Genomic DNA, 25,777 nt, shown 5'->3' on the forward strand with positions numbered 1-25,777 from the left:
GGCGGTACCACTCACCACCTCGCCGGGGTTCAGCGCCAGACAACCCTCTTCATGAAACGTCAGCCACGGACCTGTGCCTACCTCCCACTACCGCGTCAGCGGTTTAGTACAAAATCGATGAGATGACGGAGTGCAGCGCGATCTCCAGGGTAAGGTTGCACATGTCGGGCGCGATAGCGCAAATGCCGTGTCGCCTGGTCGTAGCAGATGTCCTTTACGCTGACACCTGTCTGCTTAAGCCATCGACTAAAGCATGCGGCGATATGTACCTGCTGCTTCATGGACTGTGCGCTATATCCCTGGGCGCTGATCGCATCCGCAAACGATACCAAATGTGCTGCAAGCGGCCCTTCTGGCGTCTGAGAGAGCGTGACGTGATCATGAACGGTGTACTTCACGATGACCTCCTTCCCCGGCATGGGGAGCGGGTGGAAGGAGTAAAGATTATCTCTATCCGGCGTCGGCCGTTTGACCTGAAAAGCGCGCCGTCGCGCGAATACAAGACATAATTCGGAAGGGAACATAGTGCCTCACCACGTGCGGAGATATTCGGCACTTCAGCAGTTCGGGAAACTGTCGCGATGCCATCTCGACCGCGAGGTTCAGGCGTTCGGTAAACCCGACACGCGTGAGCGTCCCACCTGAGCGACCTGGAAAGAGCGGATCATGAGGACTCCGTGGATATTGCTTCAGCCACCGCTTCAGCTCCCTGGCTGGGTCCGGCCACAATGGTACAGAACGATCTTTCCGCTCATGCAAATATTTGCATGAACGCAAGGCACGCTGTACGCCTTTGCGTCCAGACGTCGTCGCAATTCTCAAGGAATGGTTCGAGGAACAACGCGGTACGCCTGATGATCCGCTGTTTCCCGCTCTGACCGGCAATCGCCTCAGCGCCGACGCTCTCCAAAGGCTCGTTGCGCGTCATGTCGCGACCGCAGAGCAGATCTGTCCTTCGCTGAAGCTCAAGAACGTCACGCCACACACGCTACGCCACGCCGCTGCAATGACATTGTTAAGACGAGGTGTGGACTTGAGTGTCATCGCACTTTGGCTCGGCCACGAATCTACCGAGTCAACACAGATTTACCTGCACGCTGACATGGAACTCAAGGAACGTGCTCTGTCTCATGTGTCGCAATCCGGGCAAGTCCCCGGTCGATATCAGCCGCCGGACTCACTGCTTGCATTCCTCGAGGGGCTTTGATTATGCCGCTCGTCAAGCGTTCGATCCGAGCGCCGCCGGCATCTGCAGTGAGGCAATCCAGTGCGCGCGGCATAATTCGACCGACGGCATTATCCCTGCGGAAATTCCATTCGACCGTTTGTCGTCGCACGCAAAAGCTTCCTGTTTGCCGATGCCGTTGCTGGCGCACATGCGAGTGCGAATCTTTATTCGCTGGTCGAGTCAGCAAAAGCCAACGGCATCGACCCGTACTGCTACCTCACCTGGCTGTTCCAGCACCTCCCACTGGCGAAGACCGTTGACGACTACGACGCGCTGTTGCCGTGGAAGATGCCCGCCGATCTCCGCTGACCCGTCTCCTTACCACACAATTTACGCGTCAGAGCACCTCTGAGTAGCGTCGTTCGTGGACCGCTTACGTTCATTCGTGGGACGTTGCCTAGGAGCATTGACGGCGGTTTGTTGCAAAAGAGGTGGCAACGTGCGTGGTGCGGCAGCGCGCGCTCTGTCTCGCGGCACTCCACGACGTGCTGCAGTTCCTGACATGCTGCATCTCGTTGCCGACGACATGCATTCATCACGTCAGGCAACTGTCTACAGGCCTGTCGTTTCCATTTTTTCGCAATGATGCCTGGTCCGTATGACGTCGGAGATAGCGAAATCCTGCTATCTTGGAGCAAGGATATGCCACGCGTTCGACGACAAAGCGTAGTGCGCCCCAGTACGAGTGAATGACCCGATTGAGCGCGCGTTATCGGGCAGCCGTCACGATTTGCCCCGCGAATCTGCTGTTCCGAATTTACGAACGTGGTGTTTCAGCGTGGAGGAGCTTCCCACTACAACATCTATCCACCTAAAATGACTTCGGCGTGCCTTTTTATGTCGGTCGTTCACCTGGAAGAATTGACATTCAATCCAGCGCCGCACTGCTGGCAGCTGCTTCAATCAGCAATCCGGACGCTTGCCCGCTTTTCGAGGAGGAACATCGCAATGGACGATTTTTACGTGCTTGTCGCGCTTTACGCGAAGGAGGGGCGGGAAGCGGAACTTGGCACAGCGCTGGCCGCCGTCGTCGAACCATCTCGCAGTGACGAAGGCAATCTGCGTTACGAAATGTTTGAGGATCAGGCCGACCCGAGACGCTTCGTGTTTCTGGAGCACTGGGCAAGCCCGGAAACCCAGCATAAGCACCATACCGGAAGCAAGCACATTCTGGACTTCAACGCGAAGAGCAGTGACGCGGTGGAGAAAGTTGAAATCTTCTATCGATTGACACAGGTTATCTAGCTTGGCGGGCCGTTGAAAAGCGCCCCGCCATGACCACCGAAGCAGTGTTCACGAGGTTTGCGCACGAGATTTGCCGCTGAATTTCGGGTTCACTGGGTGGACTTTTCTGGCAATGCGCATGTGCGCGGGCGCCGTGCCGTGCAGTCCCCACGCCGTGGCGGCTCATCGAGTTGCCCCTTGAGCACGAAGCACCACACTTGGCATTCGCGCCATGCGGGTCAGACAGTTTTGCTCTCAGTTGAAGCTGGGGCAGCAGCCTTGCCTAACTGCGGCAGCAAATAGGCGAGGCGCATGAGGCGTAGCCCACGATGCCTTGCGCCGGCCGGATCGGCTGGGTCCTGTGTGCCGCATGGTTGAAAGCTGTGTTGCGGCGGAGCCAGTGTCGTCCTCGGGCATGGCGGCAGGCCGGTGTTTTACCGCTCGCGCATCGTGGTATCGATACGTGTGCCTCGCTTGATAAATAGCGTAACCAGCGTCCTCTCGCAGATTTCCGCAAGACGCTTGCGCTGAACCTGCTCCAGTTGCGCATCAACGCAGACAGTGCGGCGGATGTACTGTGAGCCATCGCGATCGACATGCAGATCGGCGTTGACGCTGATCCGCCCAACTGGCCACGCTTTCTTCTGCATGTACATTCTGAGCGTTGCCGCGGTACACGCGACGAGACCGGACAATACGAATGCAAAGGGCGCTGGACCACGATCCTGTCCGCCTTCGTGTAGCCCTTCGTCACCAACGAGGGCGTGCTTGCCTGCCTCGATCCTGACGAGATAGTCAGGTGCGTCGATGTCGAGTTCGGCGGTAGCGGTGGCGAGTGGCATGGTGTCTCCTCATTGATGATTCGATGCCGCAGCGGGGGGCGGCGGCAATGGAATCCGGTCTGTTTCGCCGCGGACGGGAGGGAATTCGTCCGCCTCCCAACTTCGCTTTGCCTCCTCGATCGCTTCCTCCGAACTGGATACGAAGTTCCAGTACATGAAGCGCGGCCCGTCGAGCGGGGCACCGCCAAGCAGAAAAAACCTGGTGGGCGAAGCCGCGGTCACCTCTACCTCGTGGCCAGTCGCCAGGACTGCCATCGTGCCGGCTGCTACGGTTGTGCCATTGACGGTAATGTCCGCGTCGAGTGGATAGATAGCCCGTTCTGCATGGTCAGCCGGGATTCGGATGATTGCTGCCGTCGCGAATTCCATCGCTACATAGAGCGTTGACGTGAATACTTCGACAGGAGAACGCTCGCCAAGAAAGTCTCCTGCAATCACGGTGATGTCGACACCTTGCCGCGAAATCTTCGGCAGACTCCGGGAATCATGATGCGCAAATGACGGTTCGATGTCTTGAAATGCCTTGGGAAGCGCCACCCAGGTCTGGATGCCATGCAGCCGGGTTGCATTTTCCAGCACCGGCGATCTTTCCGAGTGAGTGATACCACGTCCAGACGTCATCCAGTTGACGTCGCCCGGCGCAATACGCTGAACATATCCGATGCTGTCGCGGTGCACCAGTTCACCTTCGAAGAGATACGTGACGGTGGCGAGACCGATATGCGGGTGGGGGCGCACGTTTAACCCCTTGCCTGGCGCCAGCGTTACCGGCCCGAGATGATCGAGGAACACGAACGGCCCGACGGAACGTGCAGCCTGTGCAGGCAGGAAACGGCGGACGATGATTCCGTCGCCCAGATCGCGTTCGTGGGGCGTAAGAAGACTTTTGATTGCGGGCATCGATGGTACTCCATGTGTCGTCGCCTTTCCCGGCCGGCGGACGGCGGGGTATTACCTGGTTCCGCGTTCCGCATGATCAAACAGTCCAGCCGGGTGCGAGTTTTCTCATTCGGCCCCCGGCGTGGCCCGGGTAAGCTCGCATGCTACCGGGCGCGGAAATTTGCTATCGCAAATACGGCCCGGCACGTAATCCGGTTTTCGTCCGCGCGTTTGGGATGGCAGGGCCCCTCCGAGGAAGCGAAGTGACACGGCGTGGCACGTTCATGCAATCTGGCCGAGTTTGAATACCTCTGCTTTCTCGACCGCATTGACTCCATGTGCGTGGAAATTCAGAATGTGCTTGCCCTGGGCGTGGTGCTTTTCCCGCAACATCGCGTCGGACCAATGTTCGACTAGGACGAACCGGCGCGGATCGCCCTCATCCTGAAGCAGTTCGTAGCGCAAGTTGCCCTCCTCGTTCTTCGAAGGATTGACCAGGGCGATCAGGTCGGCACGTAGCTGTTCCTCCTGCCCCTGCTTTGCATACAGTACGGCAACGATATGAAGGTCGCTCATAATTTGACTCCTATCGGTTGATGGGTCCGGTCAGAAAAACAGCGTGGCTGCAGCAGGCGTCAGGGACGTACGGCGAAGCTGCCCGGCCCGGACGCGATCAGGATGACGAATCCGCCAATGATACTGATGTGCTCGAGAAAGCCAGTCAGGAAAAGGGTCCGCTGCGTGCCTTGCTGGTTCCAGAAATCGTAGAAAACCACCGCGGTTGCCAGGGTGAATATCGCCAGCAGCACAGACGCGATCACGGTCTGATAGCCAGCGATGATGGCGAGGCCGCATACGAGCTGGACGGCGATCGTGCAACTGAGTGCGAGGCGTGGAAAGGGAAGCTTTTTCGCCTCGACTTCTTCAAGGCCGTGGCTGAAGAACACGAGCTTGTTGATGCCGCTAAGTACATACATCAGTGCGATGAAGACGCGTCCGGCAAGAAGATAATAGTCGGTCATACGCTTTTACCAACGGGTGATTGAATGCGTGCGGACTTTGCCCCGTTCGGTGTATCACTACCTCACGGCACCCGCGGATCGTTTGTCTGGTTCTCGTTCGTCGCGGCCTGGTCAGCAAGGCCGCAACCGGCGATCGAGGGTCGAGCTGGCACACAGGATGCGGTCGACGCACCCCGCCGCCGCTCGCTACGTCGCGCGGGCGCCATGAGCGTCCGCGCCGGGTTCCGTTCAGGTACGGTCGTACGAGAACTGGATCCCCGCAGTACCGCCTGTTTCGACGAACAGGTCAATGAAGGCAGGAACAGTTTCACTGCGTGACCAGTCGCGCTGCAATTCGCAGAACAGCTGGGCGACGCTGATCATCTGGCCGCCAGCCTGCTCGATGCGGCGCAGCGCGGCATCGTGCGCGGCGACGGACGTCCCGCCGACGGCGTCAGTCACCACATATACCTCGTAGCCTTCCTTGAGCGCGTCCAACGCGGGAAACGTGAGGCACGCCTCGGTCCACAACGCAGTCATGATCAGCTTCTTGCGGCCGGTTGCTTTCACCGCCGCGCGGAATTCGACGTCTTCCCAGGAGTTGATCGAGGTCCGGTCGTATGTCGGGTAGTCGCCCAGCACCGCGCGCAATTGTGGGATCGGCGGCTTGTTCAGGCCGGTCTTCACGTTCACCGTCGAGTGGACGATCGGCAGCTTGTAGGCAATCGCAGCTTTAGACGCACCGACGATGTTGTTGACCAGCAGCTGACGGTCCATCGACGCGATCGAATTGACCTGGACAGGCTGGTAGTCGATGACGATGAAGGCGGCGTTTTGCGGGGTCAACAGATGATCGTTCGCGGGATCGCGAATGGGTTCGCTAGCCATGGCTATTTCTCCGGTTCAGAGGTAAGTGTGGTCCTGCAGCAGGCGCCGGGCGGGCTATGCCGGAACGCCGCTGACGCTACTGCGAATGCTGACGAGCGAGACAGGATGACAGGCGGCAGCTTTCGCAGGACGGCGGGTTCCGTCGCTGCCTGTTTCGTGACAGAAGTGCTCGATCAGCTTTCGTAGCATAGGCGAAGCATCGCACGGAGCGCGAGTGTTTTTTGCCGAACATTGTGTTCGGCGTTCCGGAACGGGATGACATCGAAGCGTTGCTCTTCGAGCGCGACGTGATCGTGACGTACGAGACAATCTGATGCTGGTGCGATACATTCGGCGCGCGCTTTGCTCATCAGGCGAAGGCGGCGCGACACAAGTCTGGCAGTACGCGACTTCTTGATGAGATGTTCGTTGCGCTGCGCGGCGAACCCTACCTGTTATGGCGCGCAGTTGACGAACATGGTACTGAACTCGACATCGGGCTGCAAAAGTAGCGTGACAAGGCTGCCGCCAAACGGTTCTTCAGGCGCGCGCTGCGCTCGAGCCCGTACCGTACAAGATCGTCACCCATCAACTGCGAAGTTAACCGGCCGCAAAGGCCGCAATTCCAGAGTTGGTGAACGTGAGGCATGTGTTCGTCAGAGCGGCCGCCCGACTGAACAACCGGGCGGAGAAGCCACCAAACCACACGTGAACGCGAGCGACGTATGCGCGGCTTTCGTGATCCGCGACGCACGCACACATTCCTGTCGAGCTTCGAACCGACAACACTTCGCATTGAAGCGCAATCTGCTGCGCGCTTCGCTCCACTGCAAGCAGCTCGCGATCCGCTTCGCCGCCTGGTACGAATTCACCGAAGTTACCCAAAAACCGTCGACAGGTTTTTGAACATTCGTTTGACCCGCAGCCGTTCCGTGATTTTCTCAATATTTCGACAGTGCCCATCACAGTCATTCTGATAAGACCTGGTAAAGAAGGGGGGCGCCGAAGGGAACAACCTCAACGGCACCTGTGCCATGTATGACGATTTACGAATGCAACGCCCGGCTTGCTCCCTGGCGATGTCGCAGACCTGCGATATCCGGTACCACGTGCCATACGAAACACACCGGTAACACTGTCGCCTTGCCAGATCCGTTGACTCGGGTGCGATTCGCAATGAGCCGATCCGATCCGCACAATAGCCAGCACTCCGCACAGTTTGCCCACTTCCGTCTGATCCGGATTGCCAGTGTCATGGTGGAGCCTCGATGAACGATCTCGATCCTACGCCCGGAGCCGCGCAATATGGAGCTGGCAGGCATCGGCGGGTGGATCAGAATGCAGTTGTCACGCCAATCCGTGTGAGGAACTGGCTCGGCCCGCTCGAAGCGCTGTTCGGGCTGAGCAGGCCATTGATCCAGGCGTGCGCGCCCGCTCCGTGCGCGTACTGATAAACCGTTTCCACATAGGCGGACGTGTGCTTCGAGAAAAAGTACTGCAGCGTTGACGTTAGCTGATGTGCAGCATTGTCGTTGAGTGTGGCGTTACCCTTCATGTACTCATAATCGGCACCCCACGCCCACGCAGTAGATACACGGTAATACGCCCCCACCTCCACGACATTCACCTGGGCGCCATTGAAGGTGTTCCTCGTATTCGTGTACAGCAGATTCAGCGTCACCGTGCCGAATGCATATTTCGCGCCGCCACCCCAGTTCCGAAGCCCGTCATGCCCGTTGTTGAACTCGGGATACTTCACCTCGACGTAAGCGAGGCCGACCCCCAGGGCGCCATGCACATAGTTGGCACCGAAGCTGACGGTGCTGTTTGCCGAAAAGTCTCCCCCCTGATTGCCAAAGCCGTACATCGCCCCCGCGCTGAACCCTGCGATGACCGGACTCGTGTATTTGACGGAATCAGGCACACGGCTCCCACCGCCCACCCGGTCGAAATCAAAGGCCCCTGTCGGATTTCCGGGAATCGCCAGTCCGGTGAACGGCCCCTGACGAAAGTTGTAGAGGCCGCCGAACACAACTCCCGCCTCAACACCCGCATCCGCCAGCGAATCGGTCATGAAGTCATACTGATTACCTAGCGTCAGTCTCCCCCACCGGTCGTTTGATACGCCAATCAGCGCCGTCCGGTTGAATATCAATCCAGGTCCAGGAAGGGACGCGCCGCTGCCAAGATCGAACTGGGACAGAAGGTCGAAAACGACTTTCGTGCCGCCGCCAATATCCCCCGCCCCCCTGAACTCCAGCAGATTAGGCGCCGCAATTCCGCTGTCGGACACGGCGGCCCGCTGTCCTCCTTCATTGCTGATCGCTGTCATGCCAGCGTCGATGGTTCCTTGTATCTGCACGCTGCTTTGCGCATGAACCTGACTCGCCAGCAAGATGACTCCGGCAGTCGCCAGTGCTTTCTTCAACTCCATCTCCTTTCATACTTTCAAAAGCACCGCAGAACAGTGCGTCTATCGCCTTGATTCCATTCGTTATCCGGTCCACATTGAGAAAGACGATGCACACTTCATCGCCTTCCGGCGGTGCGGGCGTCTTCAGCCTGGCTGGAGTAGCGGCGACATGTCCGCGACCGCAGGTGGATCGAGCGCCTGCTTTCGCTGCCGCCTGTGCACGGGGCCGGCGCGTGTCGCAGGGAGTGATCGCTCCAGTCGTGCAAAATCTGGCGGCAGTCGCAGGCAGAGCCTTATGCAACACGGCCCTTCGGTACCATGGCTTGCGCGCAATCAGAAAGTGCGCGAATCGTCGATCGGCAAAGTCTTTCAAGACATGCCGCCAGCACATGGACAAAAGGGACGAGTACGCCGGCTGGAAATTACCGAATTGCGGAGCACCCTCATCATGAGGATATGATTTTCATGGCCTGCTCCATCATTCAGCCCGATACGGCAGTTATTAGAAGTCGTACTGCAGATATAACTCGCTGAAGTTGATGCCGGGATTCGGCTGCTCGAGACCCGCGTTCGACAGATGCTGGAAGCGGAACCCCGCCAGGTAGTTCTGATGTGCGCCGAACTGCGCGCCGAACCCCACCATGTCGGCAAACTGGAATGACGACGAAAACGAGCGGTCCTGCGTTTCCTGCACATGGGAGAGCATTCGCACGCCGACGCCTGCCTCGACATAGGGGCGTAACCACCCTGAGCTTTTGATGAAGCGGAACACTGGCGTCACGCCGAATTCCCAGATATCCGGATGCACGGTGTGGCCTTCCCGGATATCCCACCAGGAGGCATGCGCTTCCGCGACCAGGGTGAAGTGATATCCGCCGATGTCCCACCATCGCAGGCCGGGATCCCATACGCCGCCCATATCTGCCTTCCTCACGTCGTGGTCGGCCACACCTGCTGCGAACTGTACCCCTAACTGGGTGGCATCCGCGGCTGAACACGCAATGGCCAGCGCACTGAGCACGGTTACATTGACGATCGTTTTTTGCCGTGACTGTTTCCCGATATGCATGAAGACTTCCGAAGGAGGAGCGCGCCTGGGCATGCCCTGACGCTGGATTCGGATACGCCTGAATCTTCGCGACCCGCTTCAAGGCCGCCGTCAAGCGAACGCTTTGACGGTTGACCTAACCCTTCGTAATCTTTACGTCGTATCCCGCCTCGGTGAACGCGATGAGGAACTCCTCGGCCATCAGCCACGATTCGACCCGCACGGTCATCGCGTTGACGTCGACATCGATCTTTGCGTCAGGGTCGACGGTCCGGATGGCATGAGCGATGACCTCTACGTCATTGCTGCCTGTCAGTTCAATCAGCTTGAATTCCATTTTTCAATCCATTTAATCGAGGGTGCTAATCATGTTGTAAATCGATGATGCAATTGGCAAAACAGAATGTGGGGGCTGCGTCGCGTGTCGGGATGATGTGCCATGGACACTGTATGAAGCGGTCCCGGCGTCAGGCCAGTCGCGATTCATGCAGTCGCCCGTAGCGCGGACGGATGACCCCACAGGCTCGCCTTTGTCTCTTTTGCCGCGCTAGTGACCGTGGCGCAACTGCGCCGGCTCATGACGCTCGCGCAACGGCGTCCGTGGCGATCATTGCGGCGCGGTTTCCTGGCGGCGGCCTGCCGGTGGGCCGATAGACAGCCTCGCCCCGATGGATCTTCCTGCCAGAAACGGCGCAATAGCCGTTCCGGGTGGCCACGCCCAGACGCCACCGCTGCTCGCCATAATGGCATCGCCCACTCTCGACCCAGCGGACCAGCAGATGGTTGGCGGACGACTCGAGAACCGTTATCAACAGGCCATTGGCTGCTGCCTGAAACGTTTCCATGGTGGCAACGTACATGACTGAAAACCCTTAATCGACCAGGAGCAGGGCCGCTCCAGCGGTTCCAATCCCTTCTGCTTTGGGCTGTCGCTCCAGCCGTACCCGCCGGGACGTGTGGGGCAGGCATCCTGTCGATCCGGACGACATTCGCCCGCGTCATCCATCCCTGCATTGCGTTTCAAACTGCAACAGCCCATCGTGTCCCATTCGCGCCGTGACGCCTTGGCGGTGAACGGGCCGGGGCGTACCGCCTGTGAAGAAAACGCGGAAACGAGCCGGCATCGGCCGGTGGCTTGCCCGGCCGATGCGGCCATCACACACTACGTCAGCTGCGGTCTGAATCCAGCTGCTCCTTGTTGTTCACCACGTCCTGCGCCTTCTGATAGCTTTCGATCAGAAGCTGGTAGGCCGGGAAGACCGCGCTGTACGCTTCGGCGAATTGCAACGCGTCCGGACGATGCCAGGTCTGCTGGATTTCGGAGCAGACCGCTGCGGTATCGATCGGCACGACGCCGGCCTGGACGATGCGCGCGAGCGTGATCTCCTGGGCCATCTTCGAATACGTGCCGGATGCGTCGACCACGGCGAACACCTTGTAGCCGGCCTGGACCGCGCTGATGCTGGGGAACGCGAGACAGACACTTGTAATCGTGCCGGCGATGATCAGCGTCTTGCGGCCCGTCGCCTCGACCGCAGCCACGAAGTCCGGATTGTCCCAGGCATTGATCTGGCCTTTGCGGGCGACGTATTTTGCATGGGGCGCATACTCGTGTATTTCCGGAATCAGCGGGCCGTTGGGACCCTGCGGCACGGAGGCCGTGCTGATGACAGGGATCTTCGCGAGCGTGGCGATCTTGGCGAGTGTCGTCACGTTGGCCCTCAACTCCGGAACGTTCAGATCCTTCACAGTCTGGAACAGGCCGCTCTGGTGATCGATCAGCAGCATCGCGGCGTCGTTGGGGTCGATGACGGGACGCTGGCCGTTGAAGTTGGCAGGTGAGCTCATGGTGTTTCTCCTGTTGAAATGAGAGGGTTGGCCGAACCAGTGCGCCAAGGTTTTGGACGACCTTCGAGGTCACGCTTTCGCGTTGGTACACTGGAATACCGGATCGGCATTACAGTGTTGAAAACAGCATGATCGTCAGATGCAGCACGCCGCAGACGGCGGCGAACAGCGCGACCGACGCAACGTAAAGCACGATTGCCCAGCGAAGCTGCCGGCGCAGCGGCTTGTCGGTCACGTATGCGACGAGCGCTGCCGCGGCGAGCGTCACGCGCTGCCGCGATATCTTTTCCAGAGCAGCCCGCAACCCCACGGCTTAACCCTCCTTCGAGGCGTTCACCTTGCCGCGAAATACCCAGTAGGCGAACGCGTTGTATCCGAGGACGACCGGCAGCATGACGGCGGAGCCCGTAGCGACCATGAGCTGGCTGCCGTGCGCGGCGGCCGCGCTGTCGAACGGGAGACTGAACGGCACGACATAGGGCCATAGCGTGATCACGAACCCGAGCAGCAGTACGGCGACGGTGGCGAGACTGAACACGAGCGGCCGGCTGTCCGAGCGGTTTCGCAACGACACGAATGCCATGAGCCACAACCCGAAACTCACCACGCCGGGGAGCACGAGCATGAGCGGGCGGCTTTGCCACAACGCGGCAACGGTCGGCGTGGTCGCGGCCAGCGCGCAAACCAGCACGGACAGTAGCAGGAACGCGATCAGCACGAACCACAGCACCCCCGTCTCGTAGCGCTGGAGCCTTCCGCCCGTTTTCCAGCGTATCCAGCCCGCGCCCAGCGTCGCGTAGCCCGCCACCGCGGTGAGGCCCATCAGACAGTTGAAACCGGTGAACACGTCCAGCGTCTGCCCGGCGAACTGGCCATGCGCGACGGACACGCTGCCGGAGAGCATGGCGCCTGCCACCAGTCCCTGGCAGAACGCAGCGACGGTCGAGCCGAGGCAAAACGCGTGATCCCAGAACCGCTTGAAGGGCGTGTGGACCCGGAACTCCATCCCGACGCCTCGAAAACCCAGTGACACCAACATCAGCATGAAGGGCAGATAGAACGCGGGCACGAGGATCGCATAGGCGAGCGGAAATGCGCCGAACAGCACGATGGCCGCGAGGATCAGCCACGTCTCGTTGCCGTCCCAGACGGGCGCGATGCTTTCAACCAGCTCGTCGCGTTCTTCCGGGCGACGCGCGCTGAGCAGCAGGATGCCGACGCCGAGATCGAATCCGTCCAGCAGGACGTACATCGTGACGGCGAACGCCACGATCAGGATGCAGGCAAGGCTAAGCGGATCGTTCATCGTGCATCTCCATGACGTCCGGCGACACCGGCGATATGGTCCGGAGGCATCAGCACGCGCTTGAGCGATCCGCCATACGGGGAAGCCTCGGGCGCGGCATCTGGACCCTTGCGGATCCTTCTGCCGGTGATGCCGATGAACGCAGCCAGAAAGAGCGCATAGGCAACAGCGAACAGTGCGGTCGAAAAGGCGATATTCGAGCCTGCAATCGGCGAAACGGCATCGGCGGTGCGCAGATACCCGTAGATCACCCAGGGCTGACGCCCGATCTCCGATGTGTACCAGCCCGCGATTGTCGCAACGAAGCCGACAGGCATCATGTACTGGATCATCCGGTGAAACCAGGTGGCCGAGAACAGGCGCCCGCGCAGCCGCAGCCATACACTCATGCAGGCCGCCGTGAACATCAGAAGTCCGACCAGGAACATGGTGCGAAACGCGTAGAAGACGGGTGCCATTGGCGGACGGTTCGCCTCGGGCGTATTCTTCAGGCCCGGAACCGCGCCGTCCAAGGTCCGGGTGACAATCAGGCTGCCGAGAAACGGGATGCCGAACTGCATGCCATTGCGCGCTTCGCGCTGATGCGGCGTAATGAAAAGCAGATACGGCGCACGAAGTGTGGAGTCCCAGTATCCTTCCATCGCCTGGAATTTCGCCGGCTGATAGTCAAACATCCGGAAGCCGACTGTATCGCCGAGCGGCAGCTGGAAGGCGATCGCGATGGCAGCGAAGCCGAGCCCCATCGAAAACGTCCGCTGTGCGAAATCCAGATGTCGACGCCGGAGGAGGTAGTAGGCGCCCACGCCAGCGACGAAGAACGACACGGACAGATAGGCCGCCAGCAGCATGTGCGGCAGACGCACGGTATACGACGGATTGAAGATCACCCGCAGTCGGTCGATCACGTGAAACTGGTGAGTTGTCGCATCGAACACGACACCGTCCGGCGTATGCATCCACGAGTTCGCCGCAAGAATCCACGACGCCGAGATCGTTGTTCCTAGCGCGACCATGAGCGTGGCGAAGAAATGAATCCGGGGTCCCACGCGCCCCATGCCGAACAGCATGATGCCGAGGAATCCCGCCTCGAGGAAAAAAGCGGTCAGAACCTCTAATGCGATGAGCGGGCCAATCACTGGCCCAGCCAGTTTCGCAAACCCGGCGAAGTTAGTGCCGAACTCGAACGACAGTACGATGCCGCTCACTACCCCCACGCCGAAGCCGAGCGCAAAGATGACGAGCCAGAAGCGGTAGATGCGCAGATACAGTTCATCCCGTGTTTTCAGCCACAGTCCCTCGACCACCGCCAGAAAAGTCGCGAGACCGATCGACATGGTCGGGAAGATGATGTGGAACGTCACCGTCAGCCCGAACTGGACGCGGGAGAGTATCACTGGATCGAATGTCATTTGCTGCTGTCCTTCATCTTCACCCCGGAATTGACGTCTGGCATACGTGTCGGTCCGATATGGAGGGGGGCGGCATCGTCTGACGGCCGGCTATCCGTGTGGTGCCATGCATAGAGGGCGAGCGCGACGAACGACACCAGTACGGCGAAGCCGATGAAATCGCCGAATATCTTGATTAGGGCCATCGCGCCGAAGATGCCGGCAACGCTCAGTAGTACAACGACGGCAATGCCAGCAAGCCGCGATTCACGTTCAGTTTTCATGGACTGTCACCTTCGGGTCCTGTGCGCGATACGCAGTGAACGGCTTCTGGGCATCGGACGGCGGGGCCAGGCGGGGCGGCTGCCGCAGGCGCTGCCCCGTTCGGGCGAGAATCAAGTGTAGGGCCCGGTGCAAGCCGCCGGTAGCCGCGCATAGCGGAACATCATGTTTCCATCTGTCGAACGGCACGGGCTCACCTCGCTTGCAGCTGCGCGCGTGCTGCGCCTTGTTGCGAATCGGAGCGGTCGGGCGTTCGATGTCGGCTGTCCGAGCCGGACGGAATGACGGTCACCGTGCAGGTGGTGCCCGCTGCGAGCAGTTGCCCGTCAGGGACATCGTCGAGATGAATGCGCACGGGAACGCGCTGCGCGAGCCGCACCCACGTGAAGACAGGGTTGACGTCGGCAAGCAGCGTCGAGCCCGCGGGATTGTCGCGATCGCTGATGCCGCGCGCGATGCTCTCGACGTGACCGGTTATTACGTCGCCCCCTGCAAGCAGACGGACTTCCGCGCGATCGCCGACATGCACGTGGGGCAGCTTGGTCTCTTCGAAGTAGCCATACACCCAGTAAGAGTGACTGTCGATCAGCGCGAGGCGTGCAACGCCTGCTGCCGCATAGTCGCCCGGATAGAGATTCAGATTGGTCACATAGCCGTCCACCGGCGCGCGGACTTCGCTGCGCGTAAGGTTCAGGCGTGCGACGTCCCGTGCGGCTAGCGCGCCCTGATAGTTGGCGAGAGCCTGCCGCGCCTGGGCGCCGGCGTCTTCGCGGCTTTCCGCCGAAATGACCGAGCCTTCGAGTTGCGCGCGCCTTGCCGCCTGCTGGTTGCGCATGTCCAGTTCCGACTTGCGCAGGGCGACCTGGGCTTCGGCCTGGTCGAGTGCGTAACGAAAACGAGCCTGATCGATGTGGAACAGTACGTCGCCGCGGTGGACGATCTCGTTGTCGCCGACAAGCACGTCGGTGACGATGCCCGACACGTCTGGCGCGATGTTGATCACCTTGGCGCGCACGCGCCCGTCGCGGGTCCATGGTGCGTACATGTAGTGGTTCCACAACGTGTAGCCGAGAAAAACCGCAATGGCGAAAACCAGCAGCGTGATCATGAAACGAACCAGCGACTGAAGACTCATGATGGCGTCTTGAGATGAAAGGAAGTGAAACGGTTATGTGCCAAGCAGCAGACTGACGCCGCTGAACAGACAGACGAACAGCGCGGCCCGGAACAGCGCGGGATGCCATACATGACGGAAAAGCCCCATGCGGGCCAGTGCCCGGTCGACGATCCAGTACACCATCGCGCAACCCAGGAAGAGGGGAAGCAGGGTGGGGACCAGCAGCGAGAGGAGAACGATTTCACGGGGCATGGACAGACGCTCCCTGGGGCGCGGCAGAGGCGCTGGTTTCGATGCCGCCGCCCAGTGCTGTCATCAGTTGCGCCCACGCATCGAGGCGCGCGGCGCGCGCGAGCGCGAGACTTTGTTGCGCCCGCAACAGTTCGGTCTGCGTGGCGAGCACGTTCAGATAGTCGGTCATGCCGATGCGATAGCCTTTTTCTGCGTAGCCGAACGCTTCCTGGGCCGATTGCAGCGACGTTTCCACGGCAGCCTGCTGCTCAGCCAGCGACCGCAGCGAAATCACCTGATCCGCCACCCTCTGGAAAGCTGCGAGCACTGTCTGGTTGTAGGTATCGACGGCCAGGTCGTAGCCGGCGACCGCGACGCCGTAGTGTCCCTTGCGCAGCCCGCCGTCGAACAGCGGCAGCGAAATCGCCGCGCCGAATGAGTGGTCGATCGCGTTGTGGTTCACGAACGTGAAGAAGCCGCCGAAAGCGGCGGACGCGAGGCCCGCGCTCGCGATCAGATCAATGTTCGGATAGAAGTCGGCCTTGGCCGCCTTGATCCCCTTGGCCGCAGCCTCAACGCGCCAGCGCTGCGCGACGATATCCGGGCGATGTCCGACCAGTTCAGCGGGCAACGTGGCGGGCAGTGCGACAGGAACGTCGAGGTGCAGCCCCGGCCGCGCGAGCTGCTCGCCTGCGCCCGGTCCTGCGCCTGTCAATACCGCAAGCTGGTTGCGCGCGAGCGCGATCTGCCGTTCGAACTGTTTGATCTGCGCGCGCGTTGCGGCGACTGGCGTGCGTGCCTCGCTCAGTTCCAGCCGGCTCGCGAGACCGGCGCGCGCGCGGCGCTCCATGATGTCGACGATGCGTTGCTCACGAGCGAGCGTCGCGGATGCGATGTCGTGCAGTTCGTATTGCAGCGACAGTTCGACGTACCCACGCACGACCGAAGCTTCGAGCAGCAGTTGCGCTTCGCGCGCATCGGCGGCTGCGGCCTGAACGGCATCGAGCGCGCTTTCCAGGGTCGCGCGGTTTTTGCCCCACAGATCGAGTTGATAGATGAGATCGAGGCCGACCGCGTTGTGCCATACGGTGTCACCGCCCGGCGGGTGCGGGTTCGCATACGCCGAGAAGCGCCTGCGGGAAAACTCGCCGCTGGCCGAGACGATCGGTTCCCGCGCCGCGCCGGCGATTTGCGCGATCGCGTCGGCCTGATCGAGTCGCGCCTGTGCAATCCCCATCGCCGGATTGCCGGCGACTGCACGCGAGACCAACTGGTCGAGCTGGGGATCGCCCCAGCGGGACCACCAGCCATCCTGCGGCCATTGCGCATCGGCGAGCGCGGCGCGGGCCTCGAGGCCGGTCGCGACTGAGTGCGCATCGAGCATTGACGAACGCGACACAATGCCGTCTGTGTTCGCGCACGCCGAGAGCAGGAGCGCGCCGGTCAACACGAGGAAGGAAGGTAGGCGAATCGGCATTGGAACGTATCGTCGAGTCAGGATGGCGAAACAGCAGGACGGGTGCGCGATGTCATGTCGTAGTCTGACTGTCGCCGGACTGGAGCGGCACGAGGTTGTCCAGCAGCGACAGGCGAATGAAGTTCAGTGGCGCGCGCAAGCGTGCATAAAGCGCCGGTGCCTCTCCGGTCGACCTATCCTTTGGCGCAGTGAGCACCGAAAGCGCATCGTTCACCGCCTGCACGGCGTCGTCGCACGCAGGGGCGGACGGCGTCGCGAACATGCGGGCGACGGCTGCGCGGACCCTCGACTCTGACGCCGCCCAACCGGGGGGCAATGAGGTGTCCTGTCCGGCTCCGCGCAACTCGATGATGCTGCGACCTATCTCGATCGACGCGAATGACCATGCAAACAGCGCCGCCTTGCTGTAGCGGCCGGTCACGGGTCTCGCGCTGATCTGCTGGACGAAGTCCCGCACGCCGCTATCGAACCGCAATTGCAGGCCGGCCAGCTTTCCGTAGCAGGCGTCCGTGGTGACCAGCCTGCGCAACTGGTGCAGATAGAGGCCGGTGACCCAGTCGCCGGCATACGGCGCCACGACCGAATACGCGAGCGACGCGGCACCGATGCCGAGCATCGCGGAAAATCCCGCGTCGAGCGTGAGCGTGGGCGCGTAGACGCTCGGATTCGTGAGATTGCTGAGAAAGCAGAAGTAAATGCTGAAACCAAGGCCGATCGTTGCCGTCTTCGGAAAACTGTTCAGATAGCTGCCGATCATGATGAACGGGATAAGCACGGCAGCAAGTTGTGCGAAGCCGTCCAGATGCGGCAATAGATAGAAATTGAAGAAAAGGCTCGCGAGCCAGGCCGAACAGCAGCCAGCCACCATCTGGCGCGTCGCCTGTGCTGGCGCGGGCATGATCGAATAGAGCGCGCTCGCAATCGCTGCCGAGATTACTGCGCCCGATGCACCCGTCCATCCCGATGCGATCCAGAAGAGCGACACCGCGCCGATGGCGCAGGTCGCCCGCAGACCCGCCGCGAAGGACACCATTCGATTGGCCCGGGTGACGATGCGAGCGGGCTGCTCCGCGTGCGATGGGCCTGGAGCCGCACCGGGCTGACGAAGGGCGATAAAGTCGCGCAGATACAACCGCAGGGAGTCAAGTGCCGCTTCCATCTGGGCCGCGCCGCTCTCTGCGAGTTGCTGCGATTGCACATTGGCATGGGTAAGCAAGCCGCGTTGTGCCCGGCAAAGTTCCGGCAACTGATCCGCCAGTTGGCCAAGCTCACGCTGGAAGCGCTCCAGCCTGGGCAAGTCGGGTTGCAGCGGGTCGACCGAAGCGGGGAGCAGATCCGCGAGCTTCGCATACACCGTGTCGATGGCGTTCGCCGCTTCGTCGCCGGCTGTCGCACGAAGCCGGTGGCGGAACTGATGAAGTGAATGGAATCGCGCACTCGCATCCAGAAACTCGCTGGCGAGGCGGGTCATGACGTCGTTGTGAATCTGCAGATCGGGATCTTCGAAGACCGCCGCGCTGCGCAGGTTCTCCAGTTGCGCACGTTCGGCGATCAGGCGCAGGTGGGTGCTACCAAGCTCATCAGCAGACAGTCGTCCTGTGAGCGCGGTCCGGATGAACGCGAGAAAGCCGGAAAAGTGGCTTGCGCCGACGCGCAGGAGCATGCCTCGAACGTGCTGCGGGAATATCAGCGCGCTGACGAGGCTGGCGCACACGATTCCGATGGTCACCTCACTCAGTGAAGTAACGACGTTATCCAGAATGTCATACGGATGATCGATGGACGGGAGCGCGGCGATGCAGGTCGCGTAACCGGCAAGAACAAATCCGTATGATTGATAGTTACGGTACCAGGCCGCGCCCCAGACGCAAAGTCCGATCCACAATGCGAGCGCGAGAAGAAAAAGCACACGTTCCTGAGGGAAGAGGGCAATCAGCAACAACGCGGCCATATTGCCAACGAGCATGCCAAGGCCGCGATAGAAGCCGCGCGCCATGACCATTCCGCTATGCTGATGCATCATCAGGATGACAACGCTGACCATCGCGGTTCGTGGCGCGGATAGCTCGAGTCGCATCGAGACGCCTGTTGCGAGCACGACAGCCAGCACAGTCTTGAATACGTGAAGGAATCGCGTGCCGTCAGCCCGAAAGTAAAGGCTTAAAGCTTCTTTCAGGGTTTGGGATCGATCTGGCCTCGCGGCTGGGGACGCGGTCATGGTTTACTCTCCACTGTGGCGACCAAAAAGATTGCATGTCTGGCGCGGCCATCGCAGTAGGCTCGCGACCGAATTATTCGGCGTGACGTCGTTCCGTTCCGGAAAATGTGTGCAAGCGCAACGCATCGAATCACGTCATTCGGAAAGCGGGTGGCGATACCCGCGTCATGCGCGGTCCGCAGAAGAAGGATTTGGGGGGGCGGCGGAGACGGGCGGTGTGTCTGCGCGCATATCGTTGGAGAACTGTACGGAAAGCGTGTGTGAAACGGTAGTGCGGAAAACAGAAACTCTTCGTTCTCCTTTATCGAACGATCCGTGCTCGTAGCCATTTTTTCTCCGTCAAGCCATCCAGATGTATTGCAGGGCACGCGCACCCCGTCCGCTGGCACGCACGGTGTTCTCCTGAAACTCAGCACGGACTGGTCCCCGATGCGCTCGTAACGGGTGACCACTGGCGGGCGCCTTTGTTCATACACTTTCAGTCAGGGGCGCGGCGGTCGTCAATTGATCCCACGGGCAGACGAGGAGGGCGAGTCTTACGTGTTCGACAAAGGCGCGCAGTTTGTGCGATGTAAAGGGGCCGCGCGGATAAACTGCATAGATGATGTCGTCTTCGGGGGGCTCATCGGGAAGAATCCGTACCAGCCGCCCGTCGACGAGATCGCGTGCGGCGATGAACGTGGGCAGTATGGCCAGCCCAAGTCCCCGCACGGCCGCATCGCGCAGGGCCTCACCATTGTTCGACCCGAAGACACTCTGCGGCGCAAGCGTGCGTGGCTTGCTGCGAGGCGCGAGGGCGGGAAAGCTCCATGTCTGCGATGCCGGAACGTTGCTATAGCACAGGCACCTGTGCGCGCTGACGTCGTCGAGCGAATCGGGCATCCCGTGTTTTTCAACGTAGCCCGGGCTGGCCACAATGACACGTTCGCTCACTCCAATGCGCCGCGCGATCAGTGAGCTGTCCGGCAGGCGCGCGACCCGTATCGCGAGATCCAGCCGCTCTGCTTCAATGTTGATGAGCCGGTCGTCCAGTTCCAGCAACACATGCAACCGCGGATGCGCCGCCGCGAAGCGGGCGATGACGTCGCCCAGCCACAAATGCGTCAGGCTCACGGGGGCCGTAATACGCAGCTCGCCGCAGAGCCCGTTCGACTGTTCGGAGATCAGATCCACGGCGTCGGCGAGACGCCGCATCGACGCCGATCCCGCTTCGTAGAGCGTCAGTCCTGCATCCGTCGGCAGTATGTTGCGCGTCGAGCGCATCAGCAGTTGCACTCCGATGTCGCGCTCGAGGTCGCTAACGCGCTTGCTGATAACGGACTTCGACAGATTCAGCCGTCTCGCTGCTTCGGTGATGCTGCGCCATTCGACCGTCAGGAGGAATGCCTGGATGTCGTCACTATTTAAAGGCTTCATGGCATGATCCTGAAATTGGGAGGACGTGAAAAGGGCAATCCGCGAGACCGCGCCGGCGGATGTGACTCCGTGATCGGTGTCAGGCGCGGCGCGCCGAATGGCGAACCGACGCCTGCACAAACTCGCAGAAGCCGGCGATGAACGCCCGCAACTGCTCACGCACGTCGGCGTCCGCGACGCTCATTGATTCGTCGAACACCTGCCCGGCCCTGGGTACGAGCAGGCGCCTGCCAAACCACTGATATGTGCCGAGCGCACGCAGAACCGGCAGCCAGGCCGCTTGAGCCATCACCGTGCCGAAACCACCGGGTGACGTACCGATGACTGCAACCGGAAGTCCTCCGAATACTTGCGGAATGTCCGCCGCGGGGCGGGTCAGCCAATCGATCGCATTCTTCATGACACCCGGGATCGAATTGTTATATTCGGGCGTGGCGAGCAGCAGCCCATCGGCATTTGCGATGATGGCCTTCAGTTCCGATACGGCAGCGGGCAACCCGGACGAGAGCTCAAGATCACCGTCATAGAGAGGAATATCCCGTATCGAGGCAATCTCGATCGAGACACCGTTCGGGCCAAGCGTTGCGGCGGCGCGCAGCAGGGCACTGTTGTATGAAGCTTGTCTCAGGCTGCCGGACAGCGCGGCTATCGTGATCATGTCTCCTCCGTTCGATTCCCGTTCGGGTTGCACATCGCCTCGTTGGCGGGCCTTTCCAGGAGCACGATGACGCTCGCGCGGCCTGCACACCTGACGTGGAACCGGTTCGGACAGTGTGCTGAAGCCGGCGGCCCCGATACCGCATCGCGAGCCGAAGAAAACCCTCGGCCGCGCGGCTGCACGGACCGCCGTCTGGTAGTGCCACTAGCGGGCCGTGCGCGGCTCGTTTGCAGCCCCCATCTGCCCGAAGCGCCCGCTATTGAAGTCCGTGACCGCCTGACGGATTTCTTCAGCCGTATTCATGACGAACGGTCCGTGCGCGACAACTGGTTCATCGATGGGCTCGCCGCTCAGCAGGAGCACTGTTGCATCGCTGATGGCTTCGAGCTGCAGGTTGGTGTCTTCGCGCCCGAGCAGGGCCAGCTGCGCCTCGCCGACTGACTCCTCACCATTGACCATTACCTGTCCGCGAAGGACGACCAGTGCCAGCGACCTTCCGGCGGGCAACGTGAACCGGGTTGTGCGCCCCTTGTTCAGCCGCACGTCCCACACGTCCATCGGCGTGAAAGTCAATGCTGGACCCTTTTGCCCTTCGTAGTCGCCCGCAATTACCCTGACGCGGCCCGCGTCGTCCGTCAATGCGACCGAGGGGATGTCTGTCGAAAGCACGGTCTGGTAGCGCGGGGGCGCCATCTTGTCCTTTGCCGGCAGGTTGACCCAAAGCTGCACCATTTCCAGCGTGCCACCGTTCTTTGCGAACGCGCGGGAGTGGAACTCTTCATGCAGGATGCCGGCGCCCGCGGTCATCCACTGCACATCGCCCGGACCGATGCTGCCGCCGCCGCCAGACGAATCACGATGCTCCAGTTCGCCCTCGTACACGATCGTCACGGTCTCGAAGCCCCGGTGGGGATGCTGACCGACGCCGCGTTTGCGTGATGTGGGGGTAAATTGCGCCGGACCCGCATAGTCCAGCATCAGGAAGGGGCTCAGGTGGCCGCCCACCGTATTGTCTGAAAACAGCGTGCGCACCGGAAAACCGTCGCCCACCCAGTGCGAACTGTTGTTGCTGTATATGCCGAGAATCTTCTTCATGGTGTCAATTCCTGGTTCAGGTCGCATTGACCTTGTTTGCATGTCAGTAAGATAGGGGAGCGGCGCCCCTTCCGGTAGACGTCGTGGGTTATCCTCTGTGTCTCATTAATGGAACGATGGATGCAGCGGATGCAGGACCTCAACGATCTCTATTTTTTCGCGCAGGTCGTGGAATATCAGGGGTTCGCGCCGGCCGGGCGGGCGCTTGGCATGCCGAAGTCCACCCTCAGCAGGCGGATCGCGGTGCTCGAGGAACACCTGGGCGTGCGGCTGATCCAGCGCTCGACACGGCGTTTCACTGTCACGGAAATTGGTCAGAGCTACTACAGTCATTGCAAGGCCATGCTCGTCGAGGCGGAGGCGGCGCAACAGGCGATCGAGCTGAACCGTTCCGAACCACAGGGCGTTGTCCGCCTGACCTGCCCGGTGGCGCTCCTGCATGCGCGCGTGGGCGTGATGCTGGCGGCCTTCATGGCCGAAACGCCGCGCGTCACGGTGCATCTCGAAGCGACCAATCGCACCGTCGACGTGATCGGGGAGGGCATCGACGTGGCAATCCGGGTGCGCCCGCCACCTCTGAAAGACAGCGACCTCGTCATGAAGGTGCTGGGCGAGCGCAGCTGGTGTCTCGTGGCGCGTCCGTCGCTATTGCAGCAGCATGGCGTGCCCGCCGTGCCTGCGGATCTTGCCTTGCTGCCCAGCCTCGACTTCGGCCCACAGTCCGTTGAGCATGTATGGCACCTCGAAGGGCCGGACGGCGCTGCGGCGACGGTTCGCCATACGCCCCGCTTCGTCACCGATGACATGATTGCCTTGAGGCAGGCAGCCGTAGCGGGCGCGGGCATCGTCATGTTGCCGGTGATGATGGTGTGCGACGAGCTGGCGAGCGGTGCGCTCGTCAAACTCATTCCAGCGTGGCGACCCAAAAGCGGCATCATTCACGCCGTATTCCCTTCGCGGCGCGGCCTGCTGCCTTCCGTACGAAAGCTGATCGATTTTCTTGCGGTGCAATTCGGCCAGATGGAGGAGGTGTAGCGTTGCGTGGCCGATTGATTCCGCACAATGGCGCGCCTATACTCAGGCTCGCCAAAAAAATCTCTGCCACATGTTGAGAGCGGTATATGTCGTGGCCAGCATCCAGGATCGCGCATCGAGCCCGCACGACTGAACGTCGGGTCCGGAAAACCACACCGGCCGGAGACACTTGCAATGCAGTCAAACCTTCCCACGGCAAACCAGGTCAACGCCGCGCGAGAGCATGTTCTGGAAGGGCGCTCGCTCGCAGCGGGGATCGTTCCCGAGTTCGTTGTGCGCTCATGGGCGCGGTCGCGCAACTACGGGCTGTCGGTCTCTGACCAACTGGTTTTCGACTCGGTTGGCCACACGGCCTCCCGGGAGTTGGTCGATGCCAATGCCCAATTGATCCGTTGCGCATTGCCGGAAATGGAACGCCTGCATCATGCTTTTGGCGCTGCGGATTGGTCAACTGTCTGCGTCAACGCGGACGGTGTCGTGGTGCAGGCGGTGGGCGGACTGAATGGCATGGCCCGTGAACTTGCGCGGGGCCTGTGGCCCGGTGCGAATTTGAGCGAGAAGCAGGTCGGAACCAACGCGCCTGGCTGCGCGTTGGCTGAAGAACGACCGGTCGTGATCCGCGGAAGTGAACACTTCCTCGATCAGGCGAGCCCGTTTATCTGCGCTGCGGTACCCTTACTGGGTCCAGGTGGGCAGCTCGCGGGCGCACTCAATGTTAGCCAGTTGCATGGTTTCGGACAGCGGGACATTCTCGATCTGCTCATGACAGCGGCACGTGCGACCGAAAACCGGATGTTCGCTGATCTGCGCGACGTCGTGGTTGTGCGATTCCACCATCGCCTCGACATGGTCGCAACGCCTTATGCCGCACTGCTCGCCGTGGCACCGGATGGCAGTATCGTCGGCGCCAATCGAGCGGCAAGCGGGATTCTCTGTCTACCCGGCACCTCGATTGTCGGGCTATATTTTCCGGCCATGTTCGATCTGTCGCTGGCCAATCTCCGTACTCAAAGCGATCGGCACGTGCCGTCGATACTGTTCAGCAATACCGGGTTGTGCGTCTACGCGATGCTCCATGACAGCGCCAACGAAATGGACGAGCCGTCCGCCTCGAAAAGGCCGTTTGCATCGTCCAGCGTGACTGCCGATGTCTCGCGGGAAACGCCCGAAGGCGCAACAGTGCGTAACCTTCCGGGTACCGGCCAGTCGGTCACAGACCGCGCTTTCCTCGGCGACCCGCAGTTGCGCAAAACGCTTGAGAAGGCGCAGCGGACATTCGATCGCGATGTGCCGGTCGTCATCCACGGTGAAACTGGAACGGGGAAGGAAGTGTTTGCGCAATTGCTGCATGAACGCGGGCCCCGCCGAGCCGGCGCATTCGTCGCGATCAACTGTTCGGCGCTGCCAGCCGGTCTGATCGAATCGGAGTTATTCGGCTACGAACACGGTGCCTTCACCGGTGGCCGTCGTGGAGGTGCGTCAGGTAAGTTCGAGGAAGCGAATAACGGCACCCTGTTTCTCGATGAGATCGGCGATATGCCACTCGATCTGCAAGGGCGGCTCCTGCGAGTACTTCAGGAACGTTGTGTGACCCGTCTGGGCAGTAGCCGCGCTATACCCATAAACGTTTCGCTTGTATGTGCGACGCACCGATCACTGCCCGAATTGCTTGCCGCAGGTGGCTTTCGCGAAGATCTGTTCTATCGAATCAACGGTTTCAGCGTGACGCTTCCACCGTTGCGCGAGCGCGAAGACCGAAGAGAGCTGGTCGAGTGGTGTCTTGTCACGGAGAGTGCCGGTGCGGCGTGCAGGTTCTCGCCCTTCGCCTTGCGCATCCTGCTCGCGTACCCGTGGCCTGGCAACGTCCGGCAGTTGCGCAGCGTGCTACGCGCAGCCGTTGCGCTTGCCAGTGAAGGCGGCGAAATTACTACCGAGCACCTTCCTGCCGAATTGGCCGACTACTACGAGCGGCATCGAGCAGATGCTTTACCTGAATTGCTGCCCGGCAGGACGCTTGCATCGACTCAGGCTGAACGAATCCGGCAAGCGATGCTGGAGCATAACGGCAACATTTCGGCGGCGGCGCGCAGTCTTGGTATTGCACGGGCGACGCTCTATCGGAAGCTACGCAATTTGTGATGGAGAAGAGACCGCTGGCGGGTACTTTGCAACAGGACCGCCAGCGCGTCGCAAACGTGCTCCCC

The 25,777-nt window shown here is 60.9% G+C and carries 26 protein-coding genes and 2 pseudogenes; 6 read left to right on the forward strand and 22 right to left on the reverse strand.

What is annotated here, in order from left to right:
* Positions 1-95 precede the first annotated feature (95 nt).
* Positions 96-398 (reverse strand): hypothetical protein, encoded by a 303-nt coding sequence (locus KHO31_RS35280; protein ID WP_211625489.1) that lies wholly within the window; start codon positions 396-398, stop codon positions 96-98.
* Positions 399-763: 365 nt separating this feature from the next.
* Here KHO31_RS35280 and KHO31_RS35285 point away from each other — a divergent pair, with 365 nt between their 5' ends.
* The 3 genes and pseudogenes from KHO31_RS35285 to KHO31_RS35295 all read left to right on the forward strand — a co-directional run bounded on the left by KHO31_RS35285 (position 764) and on the right by KHO31_RS35295 (position 2,473).
* On the forward strand, positions 764-1,207 hold the full coding sequence (locus KHO31_RS35285; RefSeq protein ID WP_236071668.1) for a tyrosine-type recombinase/integrase: 444 nt from the start codon (positions 764-766) through the stop codon (positions 1,205-1,207).
* A 96-nt stretch (positions 1,208-1,303) separates the two neighbouring features.
* Positions 1,304-1,537, forward strand: a pseudogene (locus KHO31_RS35290) (transposase domain-containing protein); the annotation flags it as partial.
* Between the two features lie 639 nt (positions 1,538-2,176).
* The gene (locus tag KHO31_RS35295) at positions 2,177-2,473 is read left to right on the forward strand and encodes a putative quinol monooxygenase (protein ID WP_211625491.1); all 297 of its coding nucleotides are present in this window, start codon (positions 2,177-2,179) and stop codon (positions 2,471-2,473) included.
* Positions 2,474-2,886: 413 nt separating this feature from the next.
* Here KHO31_RS35295 and KHO31_RS35300 read toward each other — a convergent pair whose 3' ends face one another.
* The 5 genes from KHO31_RS35300 to KHO31_RS35320 all read right to left on the reverse strand — a co-directional run bounded on the left by KHO31_RS35300 (position 2,887) and on the right by KHO31_RS35320 (position 6,062).
* The gene (locus tag KHO31_RS35300) at positions 2,887-3,294 is read right to left on the reverse strand and encodes an OsmC family protein (protein WP_211625493.1); all 408 of its coding nucleotides are present in this window, start codon (positions 3,292-3,294) and stop codon (positions 2,887-2,889) included.
* A gap of 9 nt (positions 3,295-3,303) precedes the next feature.
* The gene (locus tag KHO31_RS35305) at positions 3,304-4,194 is read right to left on the reverse strand and encodes a pirin family protein (RefSeq protein ID WP_211625495.1); all 891 of its coding nucleotides are present in this window, start codon (positions 4,192-4,194) and stop codon (positions 3,304-3,306) included.
* Positions 4,195-4,455: 261 nt separating this feature from the next.
* Positions 4,456-4,749, reverse strand: coding sequence for a putative quinol monooxygenase (locus KHO31_RS35310; protein WP_211625498.1), 294 nt, complete (start codon positions 4,747-4,749; stop codon positions 4,456-4,458).
* A gap of 59 nt (positions 4,750-4,808) precedes the next feature.
* Entirely contained in the window at positions 4,809-5,195 is a 387-nt protein-coding gene (locus KHO31_RS35315) for a DoxX family protein (RefSeq protein WP_211625499.1), read from the reverse strand.
* Between the two features lie 228 nt (positions 5,196-5,423).
* Positions 5,424-6,062: a hydrolase gene (locus KHO31_RS35320; protein ID WP_211625501.1), complete on the reverse strand. Its 639-nt coding sequence runs from the start codon at positions 6,060-6,062 to the stop codon at positions 5,424-5,426.
* A 257-nt stretch (positions 6,063-6,319) separates the two neighbouring features.
* On the opposite strand from KHO31_RS35320, the pseudogene KHO31_RS39615 reads away from it, so the two are divergent.
* Positions 6,320-6,947: pseudogene (locus KHO31_RS39615) on the forward strand (IS6 family transposase); the annotation flags it as partial.
* Positions 6,948-7,374: 427 nt separating this feature from the next.
* On the opposite strand, the gene KHO31_RS35330 reads toward KHO31_RS39615, so the two are convergent.
* The 16 genes from KHO31_RS35330 to KHO31_RS35405 all read right to left on the reverse strand — a co-directional run bounded on the left by KHO31_RS35330 (position 7,375) and on the right by KHO31_RS35405 (position 22,538).
* The gene (locus KHO31_RS35330) at positions 7,375-8,469 is read right to left on the reverse strand and encodes a porin (RefSeq protein WP_407945983.1); all 1,095 of its coding nucleotides are present in this window, start codon (positions 8,467-8,469) and stop codon (positions 7,375-7,377) included.
* Between the two features lie 487 nt (positions 8,470-8,956).
* Positions 8,957-9,523, reverse strand: a complete 567-nt coding sequence (locus tag KHO31_RS35335; protein WP_211625505.1) for an acyloxyacyl hydrolase — start codon at positions 9,521-9,523, stop codon at positions 8,957-8,959.
* 115 nt (positions 9,524-9,638) lie between these two features.
* Positions 9,639-9,839 (reverse strand): copper chaperone, encoded by a 201-nt coding sequence (locus tag KHO31_RS35340; protein WP_211625508.1) that lies wholly within the window; start codon positions 9,837-9,839, stop codon positions 9,639-9,641.
* Positions 9,840-10,077: 238 nt separating this feature from the next.
* A complete protein-coding gene (locus tag KHO31_RS35345) occupies positions 10,078-10,362 on the reverse strand; it encodes a DUF3331 domain-containing protein (protein ID WP_211625510.1) in 285 nt (94 codons plus the stop codon).
* Between the two features lie 307 nt (positions 10,363-10,669).
* Positions 10,670-11,350, reverse strand: coding sequence for a hydrolase (locus tag KHO31_RS35350; RefSeq protein WP_211625513.1), 681 nt, complete (start codon positions 11,348-11,350; stop codon positions 10,670-10,672).
* A gap of 109 nt (positions 11,351-11,459) precedes the next feature.
* A complete protein-coding gene (locus KHO31_RS35355; RefSeq protein ID WP_211625515.1) occupies positions 11,460-11,660 on the reverse strand; it encodes a hypothetical protein in 201 nt (66 codons plus the stop codon).
* 3 nt (positions 11,661-11,663) lie between these two features.
* Complete coding sequence (locus tag KHO31_RS35360; protein WP_211625517.1) at positions 11,664-12,656, reverse strand: cytochrome d ubiquinol oxidase subunit II; 993 nt, start codon at positions 12,654-12,656, stop codon at positions 11,664-11,666.
* The gene (locus tag KHO31_RS35365) at positions 12,653-14,065 is read right to left on the reverse strand and encodes a cytochrome ubiquinol oxidase subunit I (RefSeq protein ID WP_211625519.1); all 1,413 of its coding nucleotides are present in this window, start codon (positions 14,063-14,065) and stop codon (positions 12,653-12,655) included. Before KHO31_RS35365 ends, KHO31_RS35360 begins: the two co-directional genes overlap by 4 nt.
* Complete coding sequence (locus tag KHO31_RS35370; RefSeq protein ID WP_211625521.1) at positions 14,062-14,328, reverse strand: hypothetical protein; 267 nt, start codon at positions 14,326-14,328, stop codon at positions 14,062-14,064. Before KHO31_RS35370 ends, KHO31_RS35365 begins: the two co-directional genes overlap by 4 nt.
* 191 nt (positions 14,329-14,519) lie before the next feature.
* Positions 14,520-15,461: an efflux RND transporter periplasmic adaptor subunit gene (locus KHO31_RS35375; protein WP_211625523.1), complete on the reverse strand. Its 942-nt coding sequence runs from the start codon at positions 15,459-15,461 to the stop codon at positions 14,520-14,522.
* 33 nt (positions 15,462-15,494) lie between these two features.
* Positions 15,495-15,695, reverse strand: coding sequence for a DUF1656 domain-containing protein (locus KHO31_RS35380; protein ID WP_211625525.1), 201 nt, complete (start codon positions 15,693-15,695; stop codon positions 15,495-15,497).
* Entirely contained in the window at positions 15,685-17,151 is a 1,467-nt protein-coding gene (locus tag KHO31_RS35385; RefSeq protein WP_211625527.1) for an efflux transporter outer membrane subunit, read from the reverse strand. The genes KHO31_RS35380 and KHO31_RS35385 overlap by 11 nt, the downstream gene beginning before the upstream one ends.
* A gap of 52 nt (positions 17,152-17,203) precedes the next feature.
* A complete protein-coding gene (locus tag KHO31_RS35390) occupies positions 17,204-19,369 on the reverse strand; it encodes an FUSC family protein (protein ID WP_211625529.1) in 2,166 nt (721 codons plus the stop codon).
* 468 nt (positions 19,370-19,837) lie between these two features.
* Positions 19,838-20,785, reverse strand: a complete 948-nt coding sequence (locus KHO31_RS35395; protein ID WP_211625531.1) for a LysR family transcriptional regulator — start codon at positions 20,783-20,785, stop codon at positions 19,838-19,840.
* A 79-nt stretch (positions 20,786-20,864) separates the two neighbouring features.
* Entirely contained in the window at positions 20,865-21,443 is a 579-nt protein-coding gene (locus KHO31_RS35400) for an NADPH-dependent FMN reductase (RefSeq protein WP_211625533.1), read from the reverse strand.
* Positions 21,444-21,647: 204 nt separating this feature from the next.
* Positions 21,648-22,538: a pirin family protein gene (locus KHO31_RS35405; RefSeq protein ID WP_211625535.1), complete on the reverse strand. Its 891-nt coding sequence runs from the start codon at positions 22,536-22,538 to the stop codon at positions 21,648-21,650.
* A gap of 129 nt (positions 22,539-22,667) precedes the next feature.
* Between KHO31_RS35405 and KHO31_RS35410 the strand changes: the two genes are divergently transcribed.
* Together KHO31_RS35410 and KHO31_RS35415 are read left to right on the forward strand one after the other, a co-directional pair.
* Positions 22,668-23,573 (forward strand): LysR family transcriptional regulator, encoded by a 906-nt coding sequence (locus tag KHO31_RS35410; RefSeq protein ID WP_211625612.1) that lies wholly within the window; start codon positions 22,668-22,670, stop codon positions 23,571-23,573.
* 174 nt (positions 23,574-23,747) lie between these two features.
* Positions 23,748-25,712, forward strand: coding sequence for a sigma-54-dependent Fis family transcriptional regulator (locus tag KHO31_RS35415; RefSeq protein WP_211625537.1), 1,965 nt, complete (start codon positions 23,748-23,750; stop codon positions 25,710-25,712).
* The last annotated feature ends 65 nt before the right edge of the window (positions 25,713-25,777 follow it).

Source organism: Paraburkholderia domus (genome assembly GCF_905220705.1).
Lineage (GTDB): Bacteria > Pseudomonadota > Gammaproteobacteria > Burkholderiales > Burkholderiaceae > Paraburkholderia > Paraburkholderia domus.